General features: G+C 72.0%; 1 protein-coding gene. It reads left to right on the forward strand.

What is annotated here, in order from left to right:
* Positions 1-19378: hypothetical protein (locus tag FYW99_RS32060; RefSeq protein ID WP_190394894.1), on the forward strand; the 19378-nt coding region annotated here is incomplete at both ends.

Raw genomic sequence — 19378 nt, forward strand, 5'->3', positions numbered from 1 at the left:
CCAGCCCCATCGGCGCGGGCGCCTTCGACAACGCCGCCAAAGCCGCCACAGCACGCAACGACTTCGCCGACCTCTTCGCCCGCAACTTCGGCGACCACCTCGGCGACACCGCCGCACGCAACCTCGGACGCGACTACGCCGACACCCTCACCCGCAACTGGAACAACCCCGCACTGGGACAACACCTACGGGACACCATCGGCGACCGCCTGCCCCCACACATGCGCGACCACCTCGCCGACGTCCCCGTCAACCTGCAAAAACCCCTCAACGACTACTTCTCCACCACCGGTGCCTACGCCCAACAGGTCGGCGGCAGCATCGGCAGCGGAGCGCTGGAGGGCTACCTCGGCGAGGGCCTGGGCAGCATGGCCGACGGACGCGGCTGGGAGGCCTCGGTCTACTCCGCCACCGCGGGCGCCTCCCAGGCGGGCATCCAACAGGGCGCCACAGACGGCATCCTCCAAGGCGCCGACCTGTTCAAAGACAAGGACACACCCGACCTCAACACACCCCCGCCCCAGACCGAGAGCAGCGGTTCCGACAACCGGACCGACGACCGCACCGACCCCGACGGCACCGACCCTTGGTGGCGCGGGGACGACGACCCCGGTCAGGGCGGTGACCGGACCCCCCAGCACGGCGGCGACAGCTCCCCCGCTCCCGCGTCCGGTGACCGGACCCCCGAACGCGGCGGCGACGGGTCCCGGCGGACAGACGACCGCGACAACGGACCCGACCCGTCCCCGCAGGACGACGAGCAGTCCCTGTACGACAGCGACTCCGACTACGACAGCGACGCATCGTCCGTCTTCGACCGGGACGAGAGCTCCTCCCCCTACGACAGCGACGACGAGGCCTCGCTGTTCGACACCGACGAGGTCGCCCCCCAACAGGACACCACCACCGCCAAGGCGGACAAGGAACCCGGCCCCGATGCGCCCTCCGTCCCGGGACCACGGAACGAGCCGCGGGGAGCGGACTCCCCCGACGCCAGGTCCGGCGACGACCCCTTCCGGACGGGCGCGAGCGAGGGCCCCCTGGCCGTCGACTTCCTCAACGCCATCGTCCCCGACAACCCCATGGAGACCGCGCCCCCCGGCGCCGAACAGACCACACCGAACACGGAGAAAACCGGCGACACCAACCCCGACGACCGCTCCGTTCCCGAACAGGAGCAGCAGCACAACATCGCTCCCGTCGCCGTGGCGCCCCCCGTCGGCCAGGCAGCCCCACCACCCGCACCCGCCCCACAGAACCCGACCTCCGACACCGGCCAGCGCTCCGCACCCACCGAACGCAACAGCGGTGAACGCTCACCCCAGCGCACCGACGACACCCGCACCACGGACTCCTCCACCGACCGGTCGGCCGACGGTGACGTGCGCACTGGCACCGAGAGCGCTCCTCCCGCTCCGGAGACCGAGACCACCGGCGACACCACCACCGGGCGGGACGACACGGGCGGCTCGACGGACGCACAGCGGGCGAATCCCGACACCGTAAGCACCACCGAACAGCGGACGGAGTCGGCGGACGCCCCCACGCCCCCACCGCCCGCCGCCGAAGAGGGCACCGACCAGGGCACCGACCAGGACACCGACCACCGCGATACCACCGTCAGGACGGAGAGCGGACCGCCGCCGCAGACCGAGGACGCCGCCCCCCTCTCCGAGGCGCTGGACGACCGCTCCCCCGAGCCCGCCCCTCCGGCCGACTCCCAGGACGACCGGGACGCCGTTCCGCCGCCCCGCGCGGAGGAGCAGGACGGCGTTCCTCCCACCGCGCCCGTCCCGCCGCCCGTCATGGCGCCACCGCCCGTGCAGGGCGATCCGTCCGCCCCCGCTCCCGCGGCCGCCAGCGGGCAGAGGACTCCCTCCCCCCAGCCCGCGTCGGACAGGATGACCACCGCCACCCGGCTCGGGGAGATGGCCTCGGCCAGCATCAAGGACGCGATCAGCGGCTACCAGCGCGCCCAGGACCTGGTCAGCCAGACCCGGGAGGCCGAGAGCCGGGGCCGCCCCGACGCCGCCGACCTGCGCGCCCAGGCGTACGAGACGCAGCGCCAGGCCAACGAGGCCTACCGGACCTACGACCTCCTCGCCCAGATGCAGGCCGACCTGCTGCGCACCGACCAGCCGGTCACCGTCATGACCGTCCTGGAAACCCCGGCGGGCCCGAGCACCGACCCCGGCCCCGTCCCCCTCGGCGGGACCGACGGGGACATACCGCTCGGCCCCCTCGACACCGACTCCCCCGCCCACCAGGAGGACACACCAACGGAGGGCGCACCACCCGAGGAAACCGCACCGGAGGGCGCACCGCCGGAGGGAACCCCGCCGCAACAGCCGTCGGCCCCCACCTACACCGGCACCTTCTCCCCGGACCGGGACAAGGCGTACGACCTGGGCTACCTGACCACGTCCAACCTCATCGGTCCGAACATGCTCTTCGCCGAGCACCTGCACGGGTTCGTCGACAGCCTCCTGCCCAGCCCTTCCGTCATGCCCCGCCCCGCACGACAGCAGATCCTGGACGGCGTGGCCGCCATCCTCACGAAGGAGGGGCCGCGCCCCTTCCTCCGCGAGGGCGGGCACACCGTCAGCGGCACCCACGACGGGCAGACGTGGAGCGTCGACATCGACCTGCGCTCCCTCGACGGCGATTTCTACCACTTCAAGACCGAGTCCCTGAGCGGCGGGGACTCCAGGTATCTGAGGCTCCACAGCGCCGGACCCGGGGTGTCCTCCAGCGAGGCCGGTTCACAGGACGGGGGCGGGACCGTCGGCGCCAAGTTCACGGGGAGCCCCATCTACCTGTTCAACGTCAGCGGCAGCGACGCCGGGCCGATCTTCTCCATCGGCACACGCGGCGGCTTCCTGGTCCGGAGCACCGGCGGATCGGCCGCGATCAGCGCCAGTTCCACCACCGGCATCGAACTGCTCGGCACCCCGAACGTCTACGTCAGCGACCTGCACATGAAGGCGTCGGTCACCGGGCCCGGCCTCACCGCGCCACTCGTGCGGGAGGCGACCGCGTACGACGGACTGCTCATGAACCTGCCGGGCGAGGCGGTCTCCTCCGACGGCCCCCGGGAGATCACGCCCGACAACGGAACAGGGGGCATGAAGGGGCCGGTGAGCCGCCCGTTCATAGGTGCCAGCCACCCGCTGGAGATCACCCGCTTCTCCCCGGTCCCAGCGGCATCCGACGGCGGAACCGGCGGGGACACCACCTCCGTCGACCGCGGTGACAGCACCGGCACCGCGACGACGGGCAGCGGAGGCCGACCGGGGCAGAACAGCCTCGGCGCCTGGCTGGCCGACTACCTCCTCCCCCGCCCCAAGGGGAACCCGGGCGACGGCCGCGCCCCCTCCAGCGAGGAGAAGCGCAACAACGAGTACCGCGCGGCGATCGAGGCCGCCTTCGACAACGACCAGGTGCAGCAGTACCTGCCGCAGGTGTCCAACGGTTCCGCGCGCGTCCGGATCGACATCCCCGGGAGCCCTCCCCGGCGCATGCGGATGTGGTCGGTGTCGACCCGGTACGACCGCAAGGACTTCGCCCCCGCCCTGGTCGACTTCGTGCACAGCAACACCAAGGTCAAGAGCGTCTCCTCCAAGGTGCAGCACTCCACCACGGTGTCCGGTTCGATCGGCACCGGTTTCGGCATCTGGGTCGATCTGCCGGACGGCAAGAGCATCCGGCTCGAAGCCCCCTCCCTGGAGTACACGGCGACGCACAAGAAGAGCACGGGGATCGTCCAGAACACCTCGGCGACGGTCAGCGATATCGTGCACGCCTCCTCCCCCGCCTCAGGTCACGCAGCCTACGACGTGAAACGCGACTTCTACGTCCACATCCGGGGCGAGGCGCAGCCGCACCGCTTCGAGGGCGACTCCGTCGAGCTGCTCACGGTCGAGGACGCCCGCCTGCTCAACGGTGAACCGCCCAAGACCCCGTCCTCGACCGACCGCCGACCCCCGTTCCCGCAACTCGACATGGACCACCCCACGAATCTGTTCGGGACCACCGTGCTCGCGTTCGGCCACGCCTCCCCACCCGCTCCGGCGAACAACGGTGGAACCACGAACACGACGGACACCACCGGGAACGACGGCACCGACGGCGACACCAAGAAGTACGACTCACCGGAGAGCTCGCTCTACGACGACCTGGTGCACGAAGTGCTCAAGGCCATCGCCAACAAGCACCCCGGAATGGTCATCCCGGACATGACGAGGACCAGGAAGAACTACGCCCTCCGCCCCAACAACTTGGAGTCGGAGGCGGTCCGCACCTACCGCGAGCGCTGGGGCCTGCGCCGCAACGTGGACGTGGCGGAGGCGAACACCCAGAAGGTCTGGGACGCGCTCTCCGAGTCCAATATCAAGAGCAGCAAGTTCGACCTGCCCTACGACGGCATCCCGATCCGTCTCCAGGAAACCGCCGTGATCGACTTCAAGACGATCCGTGCGGACAGGGGCCTGCGCCCCGACCACGTGACCCTGCGCGTCTACGGCGAATACGGAAAACCCGAACACCAGTTCGAGGTACCCCGCAGTGGCGGTGCCCGGATCGCGGGCTCGTCCGGCACCACCGTCACGAAGGGGTCGCACCACAGCCACTCGCTGACCCTGACCGTCGGCGGCAGCGTGCGCGACGACGCCAACAGCGACGCACGCGGCGTCCCCGGGACGATGGGGAACCCGATGGTCGCGCTGTTCACCTCCTTGGGCTTCGGCAGGGAAGCCGCTCAGGGCATCTCCCGCAGCATCGAGGACACGGTCCTGTTCACCGGGGCCTCCGACGTGTGGACGTCCCGCACCCGCTTCACCGCACGGCTGTTCGAGAACGACGACCTCGGAATGACCCGCGACGGCAGGTCCCAGCACGAACACGGGACACCGCTCCTGGGAAAGGGGATGGACACGCAGATGGTCCTCCTCACCCCCAAGACGTCCCCGACGGCCTCGGGCTCCACACGGACGGACACCGACACGGACCGCGGCTGGCGAAAACTCCCGACCGACCAGGTGAAGAAGGCGGTCACCCTGAGGCACACCGTGCCTCCAGCGGGCACCACCACGGTCACGGGCACCGACCAGCCCGCCGCCCTCACCCCGCCGCCTCCCCCCGGCGGCACCACGGACACCACCACCGGCACGGCGCCGGATACCGCTCCGCCCGGAGGCGAGCGGGACGGGAACGACTCCCCGAACGACCGGTCGCCGCAGGACCCACCGCCGACTCTGGGACGGCTCCGCGCCCAGGCGCTCCCCCACGCCAGTCCCGTCTACGGGCACGTGAGCACCCATTTCCGCACCGGGGACCAGACTTCCGGGGTGCTGGCGCAGACGTACCAGGCCCTCTCCGAAAACGGATACGCGCGCAAGGGCATGTCGTTCCTCTCCCGGTCGCCCGGGAACGGTCAGCGGATCGAGCTGTCCCTGTCGTCGGAGGTACTCGCCACGGACAGCAGCACGTTCAGCCGGTCCGGCTCCCGATCCCGCCACGAGATGAGCAGTCGCCTCTGGTCACCGCACAAAGTCCGGATGACCACCATCGTCAGGGCCGACGTCAACGACGTCACCGGCCTCCGCCCCGTCGACGCCCAGCTGCGGTACGGCGCCGGCAGCGAGACGTTCCTGTCCGCCACCTCATCCCGGACCATCGACCTCGGACTCAAGTTCGGCGGGAGCGGGACCCGCAACCCGAACCCGCCCGGCTCCGACGACTCCCTGCCGAACGAGGCCGTCAGACCGATCCCGGTGTTCGGAACCTCCCTCTCCCGCTCGTTCTTCTCGCACGGCACCTCGCACACCCAGTCGATCACGTTCTCGTCGTCGGTGCTGTTCATCCCGAACAACACCAAGGCGTACGTCTTCCACACCTCCGGCGACCTCACCCTCCTCACCGAGTTCCAGAAGAACTGGAGCATCGGCCCGACCCTGGACTGGAAGACCACGTTCGATGGGTGGACCCGCTCGGAGACGGACCTGGCCCCGGGATTCGTGCACTCCCGCGACGCCCAAGAAGGAGAGATGGTCCGGGACCGGGCGATCCCCAACGGCGACAGAGTGGACCTGGGTACCCAGAAGAACCCGGACAAACCCGCGAACGCGCGGGTGCGCCCGGGGTTCGAGAACAACGGCAGACAGACCCACTACGCCGACCCCGAAGCCGCCATCCAGGCCCTGGTGGACGTCCTCGCCTCGAACGGACTGGAACTGACGATCAGCGGCGGCCGGGAGACCCTGCTGAAGCAGCTGACCACGCACCTGGCCCACAATCCGGACCCCCACGCCCCGCTGCCGGTCAAGGTCCGCGCTCTGGGGCCGGAGCCCGCCCCGGACTCGAAGCCGCGGCCACAGCGTTCGAGCTCCACGGGGCAGCTCTACGTGAAGCTGGTCTGGGACCCGAAGAGCACCGAGGTCTCGCACGTCGACTACGCCGACTACTACATCGAGTCGCACAAGGTGAAGGCGGCCGACGCGCACTCGCAGAGCGACGAGACCAAAAGGACGGTGGACTCGAACGGCGCACTGCTGATACCTCCGCCCTTCCCCGGGGACGACCAGGGGCCGGACGGACAGCCGGAGCACCGCGCCCTGTTCCAGACCCCTGCCGGGGAGGTCTCCGCCTCCAGCAACGACGGGCGCTCCTCCGGACAGTCCCAGGACGACTCCCGCACCGTCGAGCTGCACCTGAAAACCCCGTACGCGAAGGTCAGCACGAACACGGAACTCGAACTCAAACTCCGGTTCGGCAAACCCCAGGGCGGGGAATCGACCTACGAGGTCAGCGCTGCCAGCGGACGGGTCGACACGCTGTACTCGCTCGCGTACATGACCTTCGACCCCCCGGCGACGGACACCCCGGAAGGCGGCAACACCACCGACACCACCGGCACCACCGGCACCACCGGCACCACCGGCAACCAGACGGGAACCGGCCTGACGCGGCGGACCGTGGCCCTCAACTTCGCCTCCCTGGTCGACGCGTTCCGCACGTTGACCCGTGACGCGGGACCCCGGCCCGGCAGCGACTCCGCCCTCGCACTGACGACCATGGTGCAGGACTACGGACAGGCGCTACGCGACCTGGCCAACATCGTCATCGCGCGGTCCGTCGGCTGGAAGCCGCCCGAGGGGCAGTCGGTCGAGGACACGGCGGACGCGGCGCGGGCCCATCTCGCCCGCTTCTACGAGCTGGACCCGATCTACAACGAGATCGACGCCAGCCTCAGTGACGAGGCCATCAAGGCGATAGACCCGTCGTCGCTCAACCCCGACGGGGTGAGTTTCAAGGACATCGAACTCCCCGGGGCGATCGGCAGGACCCTGGAGGGCAACCACACCCAGTGGGGCGTCAAGTCCCTGCCGAGCAGCCGCGGAGCGAAGTTCCTGGACGTGCGGCCGGACGGCCAGCTCAGCGACTCCCGTGCCCGGCCCCGGACGAACACCTCCGGCGAGTCCCACGGCGGGGGCCAGGGCTTCGGGGGCGCGTTCCGCCCCGCCGGGATAACCACCGAGAGCCCCGTCTACGACCGCCACGAGGGCATCCACACCGGTTCGGCGGCTGTGAACGACGGCTCGTCCCATGGGGCCAAGTCGGGCTCCGACCAGGCCGTCAAGGGCTACCAGGAGTCCGACCAGCTCCGCCAGGGGCCCTTCTACCTCGTGGAGCACGACGTCACCTGGGCGGTCGCCGCGGGCAGCAAGCTCGCGGCACCCGCCGCCTTCCACCGGAACGACCCGAGCCTCGCGCCGACCCCGTTCCACCGCCGGCCCACCCGCTGGATCGCGGACCAGACCACGATCCGGATGGCCAAGTGGTACTCGGAGGCCGACGCGATCGCGATGGGCTTCCTCACGCCGGACCAGGCCAAGGATCTGGACCCCGTCAAGGAGAGCGTCCGCAAGGCGCAGGAGGAGTTCAGCAAGGCGGAGGCCGAGTACGCCGAAGCCCGGGCCCCGCTGGAGGGCCTGGCCGAGAGGTACGCCGACAATCCGGACGAGCAGAGCGCCTGGGAGGCCTACAAAGCCCAGGAGGGCAAGTACACGGAGGCGCTGACCAGCTTCAACAATAAGACCGAAGCCATGGTCGATACCCTGAACAAAATACGCGCCGACCTGGAAAGCACGGGGCCGGGGGGAACTGGCGGCACCGTTTCCCCCGGGCATACGTCGGGCGGTAACACGAGCGGAGGGACGACGGCCCCCGCACCGGCCCCCGTCAACACCGCCTCGACCACCAGCACGACCGGAAACACGACCACCGACACCACGACCACCAGCGCACCCCAGCAGACCACCACCGGGGCCCCGCCGCCGGACCCGTCGCCCGCGCCCTCGGGACCGAGCCAGGCGCTGGCTGACCGCTTCCGTACGGAACTGAACCTCGTCGCCGCGAATCCCGACACCCCCGTCCAGGACACGGACACCGTGGACGCGCGGGTCCAGAAGGCCTCCGACGCGGCGGACACCGCTGACCGGGAGGCCCACGAAGCACGCGATGCCGCGAACGACCTCTCCACCGCCCTGGAGAGCGGCAGGGCCGAGCTGGGGAACGGCACCCGCATCCTCACGGGCTCCGACGGCGGAGCACCCGCCGCCGGGACCGACGGCACCCCCTCACCGGGGGCCGAACGGCAGGCACAGGACGCGAGCACGGCGGCGGACACGGCGCACACCGACGCCACCACCACCCGCGACTCCTTCACCACCGCCCGCGAAGACGCCCTCACCACGAGACCCGAACCCCGTGGGGACGCCTCCGTCGAACAGGTCGAGACGGCCACCACCGCGGCCGAGAGCGCGGCCGCCACGGCGCAGGCAACCGCCGACCAGCACAGGGACACCGTCGCCGGGCTCGGGAACGACCTCGACGGGGCCCTGCCCCGGCACCAGACGCTCAGCACCGCCGTGGACAGTCTGTCCGGTCAGGACCGGCCCACCGGCGAAGACCCGGCCGCCCAGAACGCGTGGGACAAGGCCGTGCGGGAGGCGCGCGAGGAGGCCGGCAGCCTGGTCTCCGACCTGGAGGGCATCGCCGAGCGGGCCGACACCGCCCGGGAGGCGGCGGAGACGGCGCGGACCGACGCCGACGCCGCGAAGACGAACGCCGACAACGCGAAGGCGACGGCCGACCAGGTAGCCGCGGACGCCGAGGCCCTGCGGACCTGGGCCGAGGGGCTCAGCACCAGCGCGTCCAACCACCGGGACAGCGCGGACCGGGCCGCCCAGGACGCGCAGAGGGCCGCGGAGGAGGCCCAGCGGGCCGCCGGCGCGGCCGAGAAGGCCCGTGCCGCCGCGGACAGGGCCGCCGAGGTGAGCACCCGCGCGAAGGACGCCACCTATAAGGCCAAGCAGGCCGATGACCACGCCCGCGCGGCCCGCGCCGCCGCGGACCGCGCGGTCCATGCGGCGGTGAACGCTCCCCAGCCCTCCCCCGGCGGGCAGACGACATCGGACGGTACCGACACCCGAGGGACGACGGACACCCGGCAGAACGACGCTCCCCGGGCCGCGCAGGACGCACGGGAGCGGGCCCGGCAGGTCCGGCAGACCACACACGACGCGGTGCGGACCACGACCCGGGCCGCCGAGGACGCGGAGCGGCTGGCCGAGCAGGCAAAGGCTCTGCACACCAGGGCGGAGACCACCGCGCGGGAGGCCCGGGAGGCCGCCGCCCGCGCGAACGAGGCACGCGGGATCGCCGAGAAGGCCCGGGAGGCCGCAGACAAGACCGTCGAGACGGCCGACAAAACCGCCACCGACGCCCAACACGCACACGAGTCCGCCCAGAAGGCCGCCCAGAAGGCGGAGAGCGCGGCCAAGGACGCCGAGGCAGCCGCGAAGACCGCTGAGAAGGCCCGCGACGACGCCGAGAAGATCGCCATCAGCGCCCGCGAACGCGCCGAAAGCGTACGTGATCTCCTGGGGGGCCTCGACGCGGCCGTGGAGCCGGAGAGGACGTCCTCCGACGACGGCCGGAAGAAGGACGACGACCGGAACAAGGACGGCGACCGGGACGGGGACGGGTCCTCCCACGAGGAGACCGCTCCCGCCGACAACCGCCCGGAACGCCACTCACGCGACCAGACGGATCAACGCTCCCCCGAACAGACCCGAACCCGTCGCGACCCCGCCGACAGGTACACGGCGAACGACGAGGAGAACCTGTACGACGCCAGGGACGGGGAGGACGACGCGCTGGCCCAGGCCGCCGAGGACGCGCTGTTCACCTTCGACGGTCAGCGCCTCCCCCTCCACACGCGAACCGAACCCGACCACGACGCCCTCCCCCAGCCGGACCAGGACACCCTCTCCGAGACCTCCTCACTGGACTCGGACACGCTCAGGGACATGCGGCTACGGCTGGAGCGACTGGGGTCATCGGACCCGGCCCCCTTCGAGAGCGACCAGCCGTCCCCCGAGGACACCGGCCTGACCGGCGACCACGGCCAGCAGTCCTCCTCCGGTCAGACCGAGGCCGACCGCGTCCCCGAGGACCAGCCCGCTCCCCACCAGCCGCGGACCCGCAACCTGCCCGACCCCTCCATCAACCCGGACCGGGACGAGTGGAACAACCGGCTCCAGGCCATGCAGGACTGGAGAGCCAACTGGGCGCCCAGGGCGGGGACACCGGAGGAGAGGGAGCGTCTACGAGAGGCCTGGAGGACCGAGTGGTCGCTACCGGCGACGACCCGGCCGGGCGTGAACGGGACCTCCCAGGACGACACCGGTCTGACGGGCGACCACGGCCGAACCGCACCTGCTCCGGGGGAGGGCCCCGACAGCGGGGACGAGCTCGGTGCTCCTCCTCAGCAGGGGCAGACACAGAGCGAACCCGTACGGACGCCTCCCGCCGCGGACTCCACACGCGTCTCCTCCCACGAGGTGACGGAGCCCGGTCCCGCCCCGACCGTCAGCGAGGACCGGGTCCAGGAGCCCGCGGGCCCCGAAGCGGTGTCCGAGGGCTCCGACCCGTCCCGGAAGCAGCCCGAGGACGAGGGCGACAGCGATAGCGATAGCGAGGAAGCGTCCGAGAACGAGGACGGGGACGAGGACAACTCCGAGGACACTCCCGAGAACGGCCGGAAGAAGGACGACGACAAGGACGGCGGCCGGGACGAGGACGGTTCGGGCGACAGCGGCAACCGCCCCGACGGCGGCGACCAGAGCGGCAACGAGGGCGACCGCTCCGAGGACAGGCGCGGCTCCGACACCGGACGCGACACCGAAGGCGGCGACAGGGGCCGCGGCACGGAACCGGACCACGGCAACCGCTCCCGGCGCGGGGGCGACCAGGACGGCTCCGCTCCCGCGAACACCGGTGGCCGCGGCCGTCCGTCCCCCCAGGCCGCGTCGGACGGGATCACCAGCGCCACCCGGCTCCAGGACCTGGTCTCGGCCAGTATCAAGGACGCGCTCAGCGGCTACCAGCGCGCCCAGGAACTCGTTAGCCAGACCCGGGAGGCCGAGAGCCAGGGCCGCCCCGACGCCGCCGACCTGCGCGCCCGCGCCTACGAGACGCAGCGCGAAGCCAACGAGGCCTACCGGACCTACGACGACCTCGCCCGGATGCAGGCCGACCTGCTGCGCCCCAGGAACCCGATCACCGTCATGACCGTCATGACGTCCCCCGCGGGCCCGAGCGGCGACACCGGCCCCGTCCCGCTGGGCGGGACCAGCAGGGACATCCCGCTCGGCCCCCTCGACACCGATCCCCCCGTTCGCCAGGAGGAAGCCCCGCCGGAGGGCGCACCGCCGCCCCGGCCGCTCCCGACCCTCACCTACGACGGCGGCTTCGTGCCGAACCGGGGCGGTCAGAGCTACGACCTGGGCTACCTGACCACGTCCACCCTCCTCGGGCCGCACATGCTCTTCGCCGAGCACCTGCCCGGCTTCGTCGACGACGTCCTGACCAGCACGCCGGGCATGCCCGACACCGCGCGGCAGCAGATCGTGGACGGCGTGGTCGACATCCTCAGGAGTGAAGGGCCCAGACCCTTCCTCCGCGAGGGCGGACGCACCGTCAGCACCACCGACAACGGGCAGACGTGGAGCGCCGACATCGACCTGCGCTCCCTCGGCGACGACTTCTACCACGCCGACGCCGAGGCCCTGGGCGGCGGCGGGGACTCCAGGTTCCTGCGGCTCCACGACGCCGGCCCCGGGGTGGACTCCAGCGACGGCGGGTCGCGCGGAGCGGGCAGGACCGTCGGCGGCAAGTTCACGATGAGCCCCTTCTACATGACCGGCGCCAACGGCAACGATGCCGGACCGATCGCGGCCGTCGGCGGGCGCGGCGGCGCGAGGGTCCGGGGCACCTCCGGATCGGCCTCGGCCAGCGCCAACGCCGCCAGCGGCATCGAACTGCTCGGTGCCCCGAACATCTACGTCGGCGACCTGGGCATGAGGACGTCCGTCACCGGTCCCGGCCTCGCCGCGCCGCGTGTCCAGGAGGGGACCGCGTACAACGGACTGGCCATGAACCTGCCCGGCGAGGTGGTCCCCACTGACGCCCCCCAGCGCATCGTGCCCGACAACGGACCCACGGACGCGAACGGGCACCACCCGCCGGTGAACCGCCCGTTCGTGGGTACCGGCCACCCGCTGGAGATCACCCGTTTCTCCCCGGTCCCACCGGCATCCGATGGCGGGGCCGGTGAAAACACCACGTCCGACGACGGCGGGACCGACCGCGGAGGCGAAGGCGACCGCGACGACAGCACCGCCACCGCCACGACGGGCGGCGGCCGACCGGGCAGGAGCACCCTCGGCACCTGGCTGGCCGACCACCTCCTCCCCCGTCCCAAGGGCAACCAGGGCGGCGACCACACCCCCTCCCGGAGGGAACGGCGCGACGACGAGTACCGCGCGCGGATCGAGGCCGCCTTCGACAACGACCGGTTGCAGCAGTACCTGCCGCAGATGTCCAACAGTTCCGCGCACATCCGGATCGAGATCCCCGACAGCCATCCCCGCATCATGCGGATGTGGTCGGTGTCGACCCAGTACGACCGCAAGGACTTCGCCCCCGGCCTGGCCGACTTCGTGCACAGCAACACCGCCGTCAAGAGCGACTCCTCCAGCGCGAAGCACTCCACCGTGGCCTCCGGTTCGGTCGGCGGCGGCTTCGGCATCTGGCTCGAACTGCCGGGCGGCAGGAGCGTCCGACTCGACGTGCCCTTCGTGGAGTACTCGGCGACCTTCGAGAAGAGCACGGGAACCACGCTCAACACCTCGGGGACGAGCAGCCATGTCGTGCACGCCCCGTCCGGCCACGCGGCCTACGACGTCAAGCGCGACTTCTACGTCCGCATCCAGGGCGAGCCGCAGGCGCACCGCTTCGAGGGCAACTCCGTCGAACTGCTCACGGTCGAGGACGCCCGCCAGCTCAACGGTGAGCTTCCCAAGCCCCCGTCCCCGACCGACAGCCCGGCCGCGCCGCCCCGGCCCCCGTTCCCGAACCTCGCCGTGGACCGCCCCACGGACCTGAACGGGGCCACCGTACGCGGGTTCGGCCACGTCCCCCCGCCCGCTCCGGCGGACAACGGCGGGACGACGACAAGCACCGGGAACGACGGCACCGACGGCGACGCCCCGACGCCTCCCTCACCGCAGCGCCCGTTCTACGACGACCTGGCCTACCGCGTGCTCAGCGACATCTCCGAGAAGCGCCCCGGAATGGTCATCCCGGACCTGGCCCGGACCGGCAAGGACTACGCGGTCCGCCCCAGCCGCATGGACCCGGACGGGCCGACGCGCAGCTTCCGCGAGCGCTGGGGCCTGCGCCGCAACGTGGACGTGGCGCGGGAGAACACCCTGAAGGTCATCAACGCGCTCTCCGAGTCCGGGCTCAGGAGCGGTGCCTCCGACCTGCCCGGCAACGGCATTCCGGTCCGCCTCAAGGAATCCGCCGTCATCGACCCGACGATGGTCCACAAGGACAGGGGCGGCCGTCCCGAGACCGTGACCGTGCGCGTCTACGGCGACTTCGACCGCCTGGAGCACCAGTTCGACACGACCGCCAGCGGGGGCGCCCGGTTCGCGGGCTCGGCCGGGATCACCACCACGAAGGGGTCGAGCGTCAACCACGCGGTCAGCCTCAACGTCGGCGGCAGCGTGCGCACCGACGCGGGCGCCGACGCACGCGGCGTCCCCCGGGTCATGGGAAACCCCTCGGTCTCGTTGAACGCGTCCCTGAACCAGGGCAAGGGATCCAGCCAGGGCCTCTCGCACAGCTCCGAGGAGACGGTGCTGTTCAGCGGGGACTCCGACGTGTGGACGTCCCGTACCCGCTTCACCGCACGGCTGTTCGAGCACGACGACATCGGGATGGCACGCGATGACCGGCCCCAGCGCGAACACGGCATCCCGCTCCTGGGTGAGGGGATGGACGCCCAGATGGTCCTCCTCACGCCCAAGATGCCGCCGGTGTCCTCCGACTCCCCGCGCACCGTGTCCGACCCGACGGGCACGACCCGCGGCGGCGAGACCGCCGCCTCCTCCGACGGACGGGAGACGCGCAACGCCCCCGAAGCCACCGTCACCACCGCCACACGGGAGGGGGACTCCGCACGGACGGACACCGACGGGAACACGATGCCCGCCACGTCGGGCGTCCGGCAACCGCTCACGCCCGAGCAGGCACGGGACATGATCGTCCGGAACTTCGTCCCGCGGACCACCACCGGCGGTACGTCGGGCGACGACCGGGGAGGCCGGTGGACCGTCGTCCGGGACGGGGTGGTGCAGACCTGGGGACGCCTGTTCGGCGGGGGCACCGAGGTCGTCACCCCTTCCCCGAGCACCACCGGCACCAACCAGCCCGCCGCCCTCATCTCACCGCCTCCCTCCGGCAACACCACGGACACCACCGCCGGGACGACGCCGGAGAACACTCCGACAGGAGGCGACCGGAACGGAGACGACGCCCCGTCCGACCGCCCCCAGCAGGGTCCGCTGACCCTGGACCAGGCCCGCGCCCAGGCGATCCGCCGCATCGGCGGCACCTTCGAACGCGTGAACACCCACTTCGACGCCGGGAGCCGGGGCATGCGCGGGCTGCTGGAGGAGACCTACCGGACCTTCTCCGACACGCGCAGCGGCCTCCACGACGGATACCGGCGCAAGCTGGAGTCGTTCCTCGCCCAGTCCTCCGGGGGCGGTCGGCAGTTCGAGAACCACCTGTCGGCGGAGGAACTGGCCGCGAGCAGGAGCGTGACCACGCCGTCGGGCTCCCGCATCCGCCAGGAGATGAGCGGCGGCCTCTGGTCACCGCACGACGTCCGCGCCACCGTCGCCACCAGGGTCGACATCGACACCGTCACCGACTTCCGCCCCGTCGACGCCCAGATGCGGTGGAACGGCGGCAGCGAGGTGAGCCTGTCCACCAACTCCTCCCTGACCGGCAGCCTCGGCCTCAGGTTCGGGGGGAGCGGGACCCGCAACCCGAACCCGTACCCCTCCGACGGCTCCCTGCCCAACGAGGCCGTCAGACCGATCCCGGTGTTCGGAACCTCCCTCTCCCGCACGTTCTTCTCCCGGGGCACCTCGCACACCCAGTCGACCGCGTTCACGTCGTCGGTGCTGTTCATCCCGGACAACACCAGGGTGTACGCCTTCCGCGCCTCCGGCCACCTCACCCAGGCGATCGAGTTCCTGAAGAACTGGAGCATCGGCCCGCCCCTGAACTGGAAGACCCTGTTCCACGGGTGGACCGCTCCCGTCCAGAACCTGCTCGCGGGCTACGTGCACTCCCGCGACGCCCAGCAGGAGGGGCTGGTGATGGACCGGGCGACCCGCGACGCGAGCGGGACGGGGGTGAACCTGAGCCCGCAGCCCAACCCCAAGAAACCCGACACCGCGCGGGTGCGGCCCGGGTTCGAGGACAACGGCAGGCAGATCCAGCCCGCCGACCCCGAGGCCGCCATCCAGGAACTGGTGAACGACCTCGCCCGCAACGGGCTGGAGCTGACGAGCGGCGGCCGGGAGCTCCTGCTCCAGAAGCTGACCACGCACCTGGGCCAGAACCCGGACTCCACCGTCCCGGTGCCGGTCAAGGTCCGCGCGCTGGGTCCGGAGCCCACCCCGGACTCGCATCCGCACGCCATGCGCTCGGCCACCCCGGCGAAGGTCTACGTGAACCTGACCAGGGACCCGAGCCGCACCGAGGTCTCCTACGTCGGCCAGTCCGGCTACTACATCGAGTCGCACACGTGGAAGGCGACCGACGCGAACTCCCAGAGCAGGGGGACCGGGACGGCGGTGGGCGCGGACGGCGTGCTGCTGCAGCCCCTCCCCTACCCCCAGGACGACCAGGGGGCGGAGGGGCAGCCGGAGCACCGCCCGCTGTTCGGCGCCCCCGCCGGGGCGGTGTCCTCCTCCAGCAACGACGGGCGCTCCTCCGGACAGTCCCAGGACGACGCCCGTACCGTCGAGCTGCACCTGAACACCCCGTACGCGAAGGTCGGCGCGGACACGAGGCTGACCCTCACCCTCGAACTCGGCGAACCCAGGGGCGGGGAGAACGGCAACCCGCCGCGATCGACGTACACGGGCACCGCTGACAGCGGGCGGGTCGAGACGCTGTACCCGTTCGCGTACATGACCTTCGATCCCCCGGCGACGACCACCACCACGACCGCCACGGGAGACGGCACGCGGAGCACCGGCACCGACCTGTCGGCGCCTCCCCCCGCCGTCACCACGTCCACGGAAGGCACCGGCTCCACCGGGACCGCTCCGGCCGACCGGAACACCCCTCCGGCCCCGGAGGGCGACGGCACCACCGGCGGCCGGACGGGAACCGACACGACCGGCGACGACCGCGTCGCCGCCCCCGCGGAGGACGGCGGCACGACGCGGCGGCCCGCGGCCCCCGTCCACGCGTCCGTGTCCGAGGCGCTGCGCGCCTGGACGAACGACGCCGGTCCCCGGCCCGGCAACGACACCGCCGTCACCAAACCGGCCATGGTGCAGAACGGCGGACAGGCGCTGCGCGACAAGGCCAACGTCGTCATCGCGCAGTCCCTCGGCTGGCAGCCGCCCCCCGGCACCCCCGAAGGGGGGCAGCCCACCCGGGCCACGGCGGACGCGGCGCGCGCCTACCTCGCCGACGCCTACGGCCAGGACCCGGTCTACAACGAGATCGACCACAGCCTCAGCGACAAGGCCCTCAAGGCGGTGTACCCGTCGGCCTCACGCAACTCCGAGGGGGTGCAGTTCACCGACATCAGCCGCACGGAGTGGGGCGCCAAGGTCGTGTCGAGCAGCCGCGGGGCCAGGATCCTGGACGCGTTGCCGGGCAGCCAGCTCAGCGACTCCCGCGTCCGGCCCCGGACGAACACCGCCGGCGACTCCCACGGCGGGAGCCAGGGCCGCGGCGGAGAGTTCCGCCCGTCCGGGCTGACCACCGGCGGCATCCCCTACGACAGCCACGAGGGCATCCACACCGGTTCGGCGGCTGTGAACACCAGCTCGTCCCACGGGACCGACAGGGGCTCCAACCAGGCCGTCAAGGGCTACCAGGAGTCCGACCAGCTCCGCCAGGGGCCCGTCTACCTGGTGGAGTACGACGCGACCTGGGCGTTCGCCGCGGGCAGCAAGCTCAAGGCGCCCGCCGCCTTCCACCCGAACGACCCGAGCCTTGCGCCGACCCCGTTCTACTCCCGGCCCACCCGCTGGGGCGTGGACGACGTCACGGTCAGGATGGCCGGCTGGTTCTCGGAGGCCGACGCGATCGCGATGGGCTTCCTCACGCCGGACCAGGCGAAGGACATGGCCCCCGCCATGGACCGGCTCAACCAGGCGCGGGAGGAGTTCAGCAAGGCGGAGGCCGCGTACGCCGACACCCGGGCCCCGCTGGAGGGCCTGGCCGAGAGGTACGCCGCACAGCCGGACGACCGGAGTGCCCAGAGCGCCTACAGCACGCAGGAGGACAGGTACCAGGAGGCACTGCGCGACTTCAACGACCAGATCGACGCCCTGGTCGAGACCGTGAACACCACGCGCACCACGCTGGGGGGCGCCGGGCAGGGGACGGACGGCGGCACCGTCCCCCCTGTGCGCGCGGTGCACGGCGGCGGGGGGACGAAGACCCGCACACCGGTCACCGGAAACACCAACACCAACACCACGACTACCGGCACGACCGGGAACACGACCGCTGGCAACACGACCACCGACACCACCGGCGACGCGGGCGTCACTTCCGCGACCACCACGGCCTCCGGCGGCACCGACGGCGCCACCACGACCGCGGGAGAGCCCCGGCCGACCGTCACCATGACCTCGCCGGACCCGTCACCCGCGCCTGCGGGGCCGCGCCAGGACCTGGTCGACCGCTTCATGTCGGAGCTGAACCTGCGTGCGCCGGAGCCCGACACCCCCGTCGGGGACCCCGGCAGCTCCAGCGGCCTCCGGGACGGCCGGGAACAGGACACGGACACCGTGGACGCGCGGATCCAGCACGCCTCCGACTCCGCGGACGCCGCCGTCCGGGAGGCCGGTGGCGCACGCGACGCCGCGAACGGCCTCTCCACCTCCCTGGACCACGGCAGGACCGACATCCAGCTGGGCACCCGCATCCTCACGGGCTCCGAGGGCGGAGCACCCGCCGCCGGGACAGAAGGAGGCGCTGAGCCCGCGTCCGGGACCGACGGCGCCCCCTCACCGGGGGCCGAACGGCAGGTACGTGACGCGCGTACGGCGGCGGACACGGCACACGGTGATGCCACCACCGCCCGCGACACCTTCGCCGCCGCCCGCGACGACGCCCGCGCGAGGATGCCCGAACCCGACCGCGACGCCTTCATCGACCGGGTCCGGACGACCGTCTCCGAGGCGGCGGAGGCGGACACCTCGGCGACCAGTGCCCAGGAGGCCGCGGGCGAGCAGGAGGACGCCGTCGCCGACCTCGTGGACGAACTCGACGAGACCCCCGAGCGGTACCAGGCGCTCAACGCCGCTGTGGAGGGCCTGTCCGGGCAGGACCGGCCCGTCGGCGGCGACCAGGACGCCCGGGACAGGGCCGCGCGGGAGGCGCGCGAGGAGGCCGAGAGTCTGATCTCCGACCTGGAGGGGATCGCCGAGCGCGCCGACAGCGCCCGGGAGGACGCGGAGACGGCGCGGACCGACGCCGGGAAGGCGAAGACGGAGGCCGACACCGCGAAGGCGAAGGCCGACCGGACGGCCGCGGACGCCCAGGCCCTGCGGACCTGGGCCGAGGGGCTCAACACCAGCGCGTCCGGCCACCGCGATGGCGCTGACCGGGCCGCCCAGAACGCGCGGAACGCCGGTGCGGCGGCCCAGCGGGCCGCCGACGCGGCCGGGGGAGCCCGCGCCGCCGCGGACGCGGCGGCCGA

Origin of the sequence: Nocardiopsis deserti (assembly GCF_008638355.1) — a bacterium.
GTDB lineage: Bacteria > Actinomycetota > Actinomycetes > Streptosporangiales > Streptosporangiaceae > Nocardiopsis > Nocardiopsis alborubida.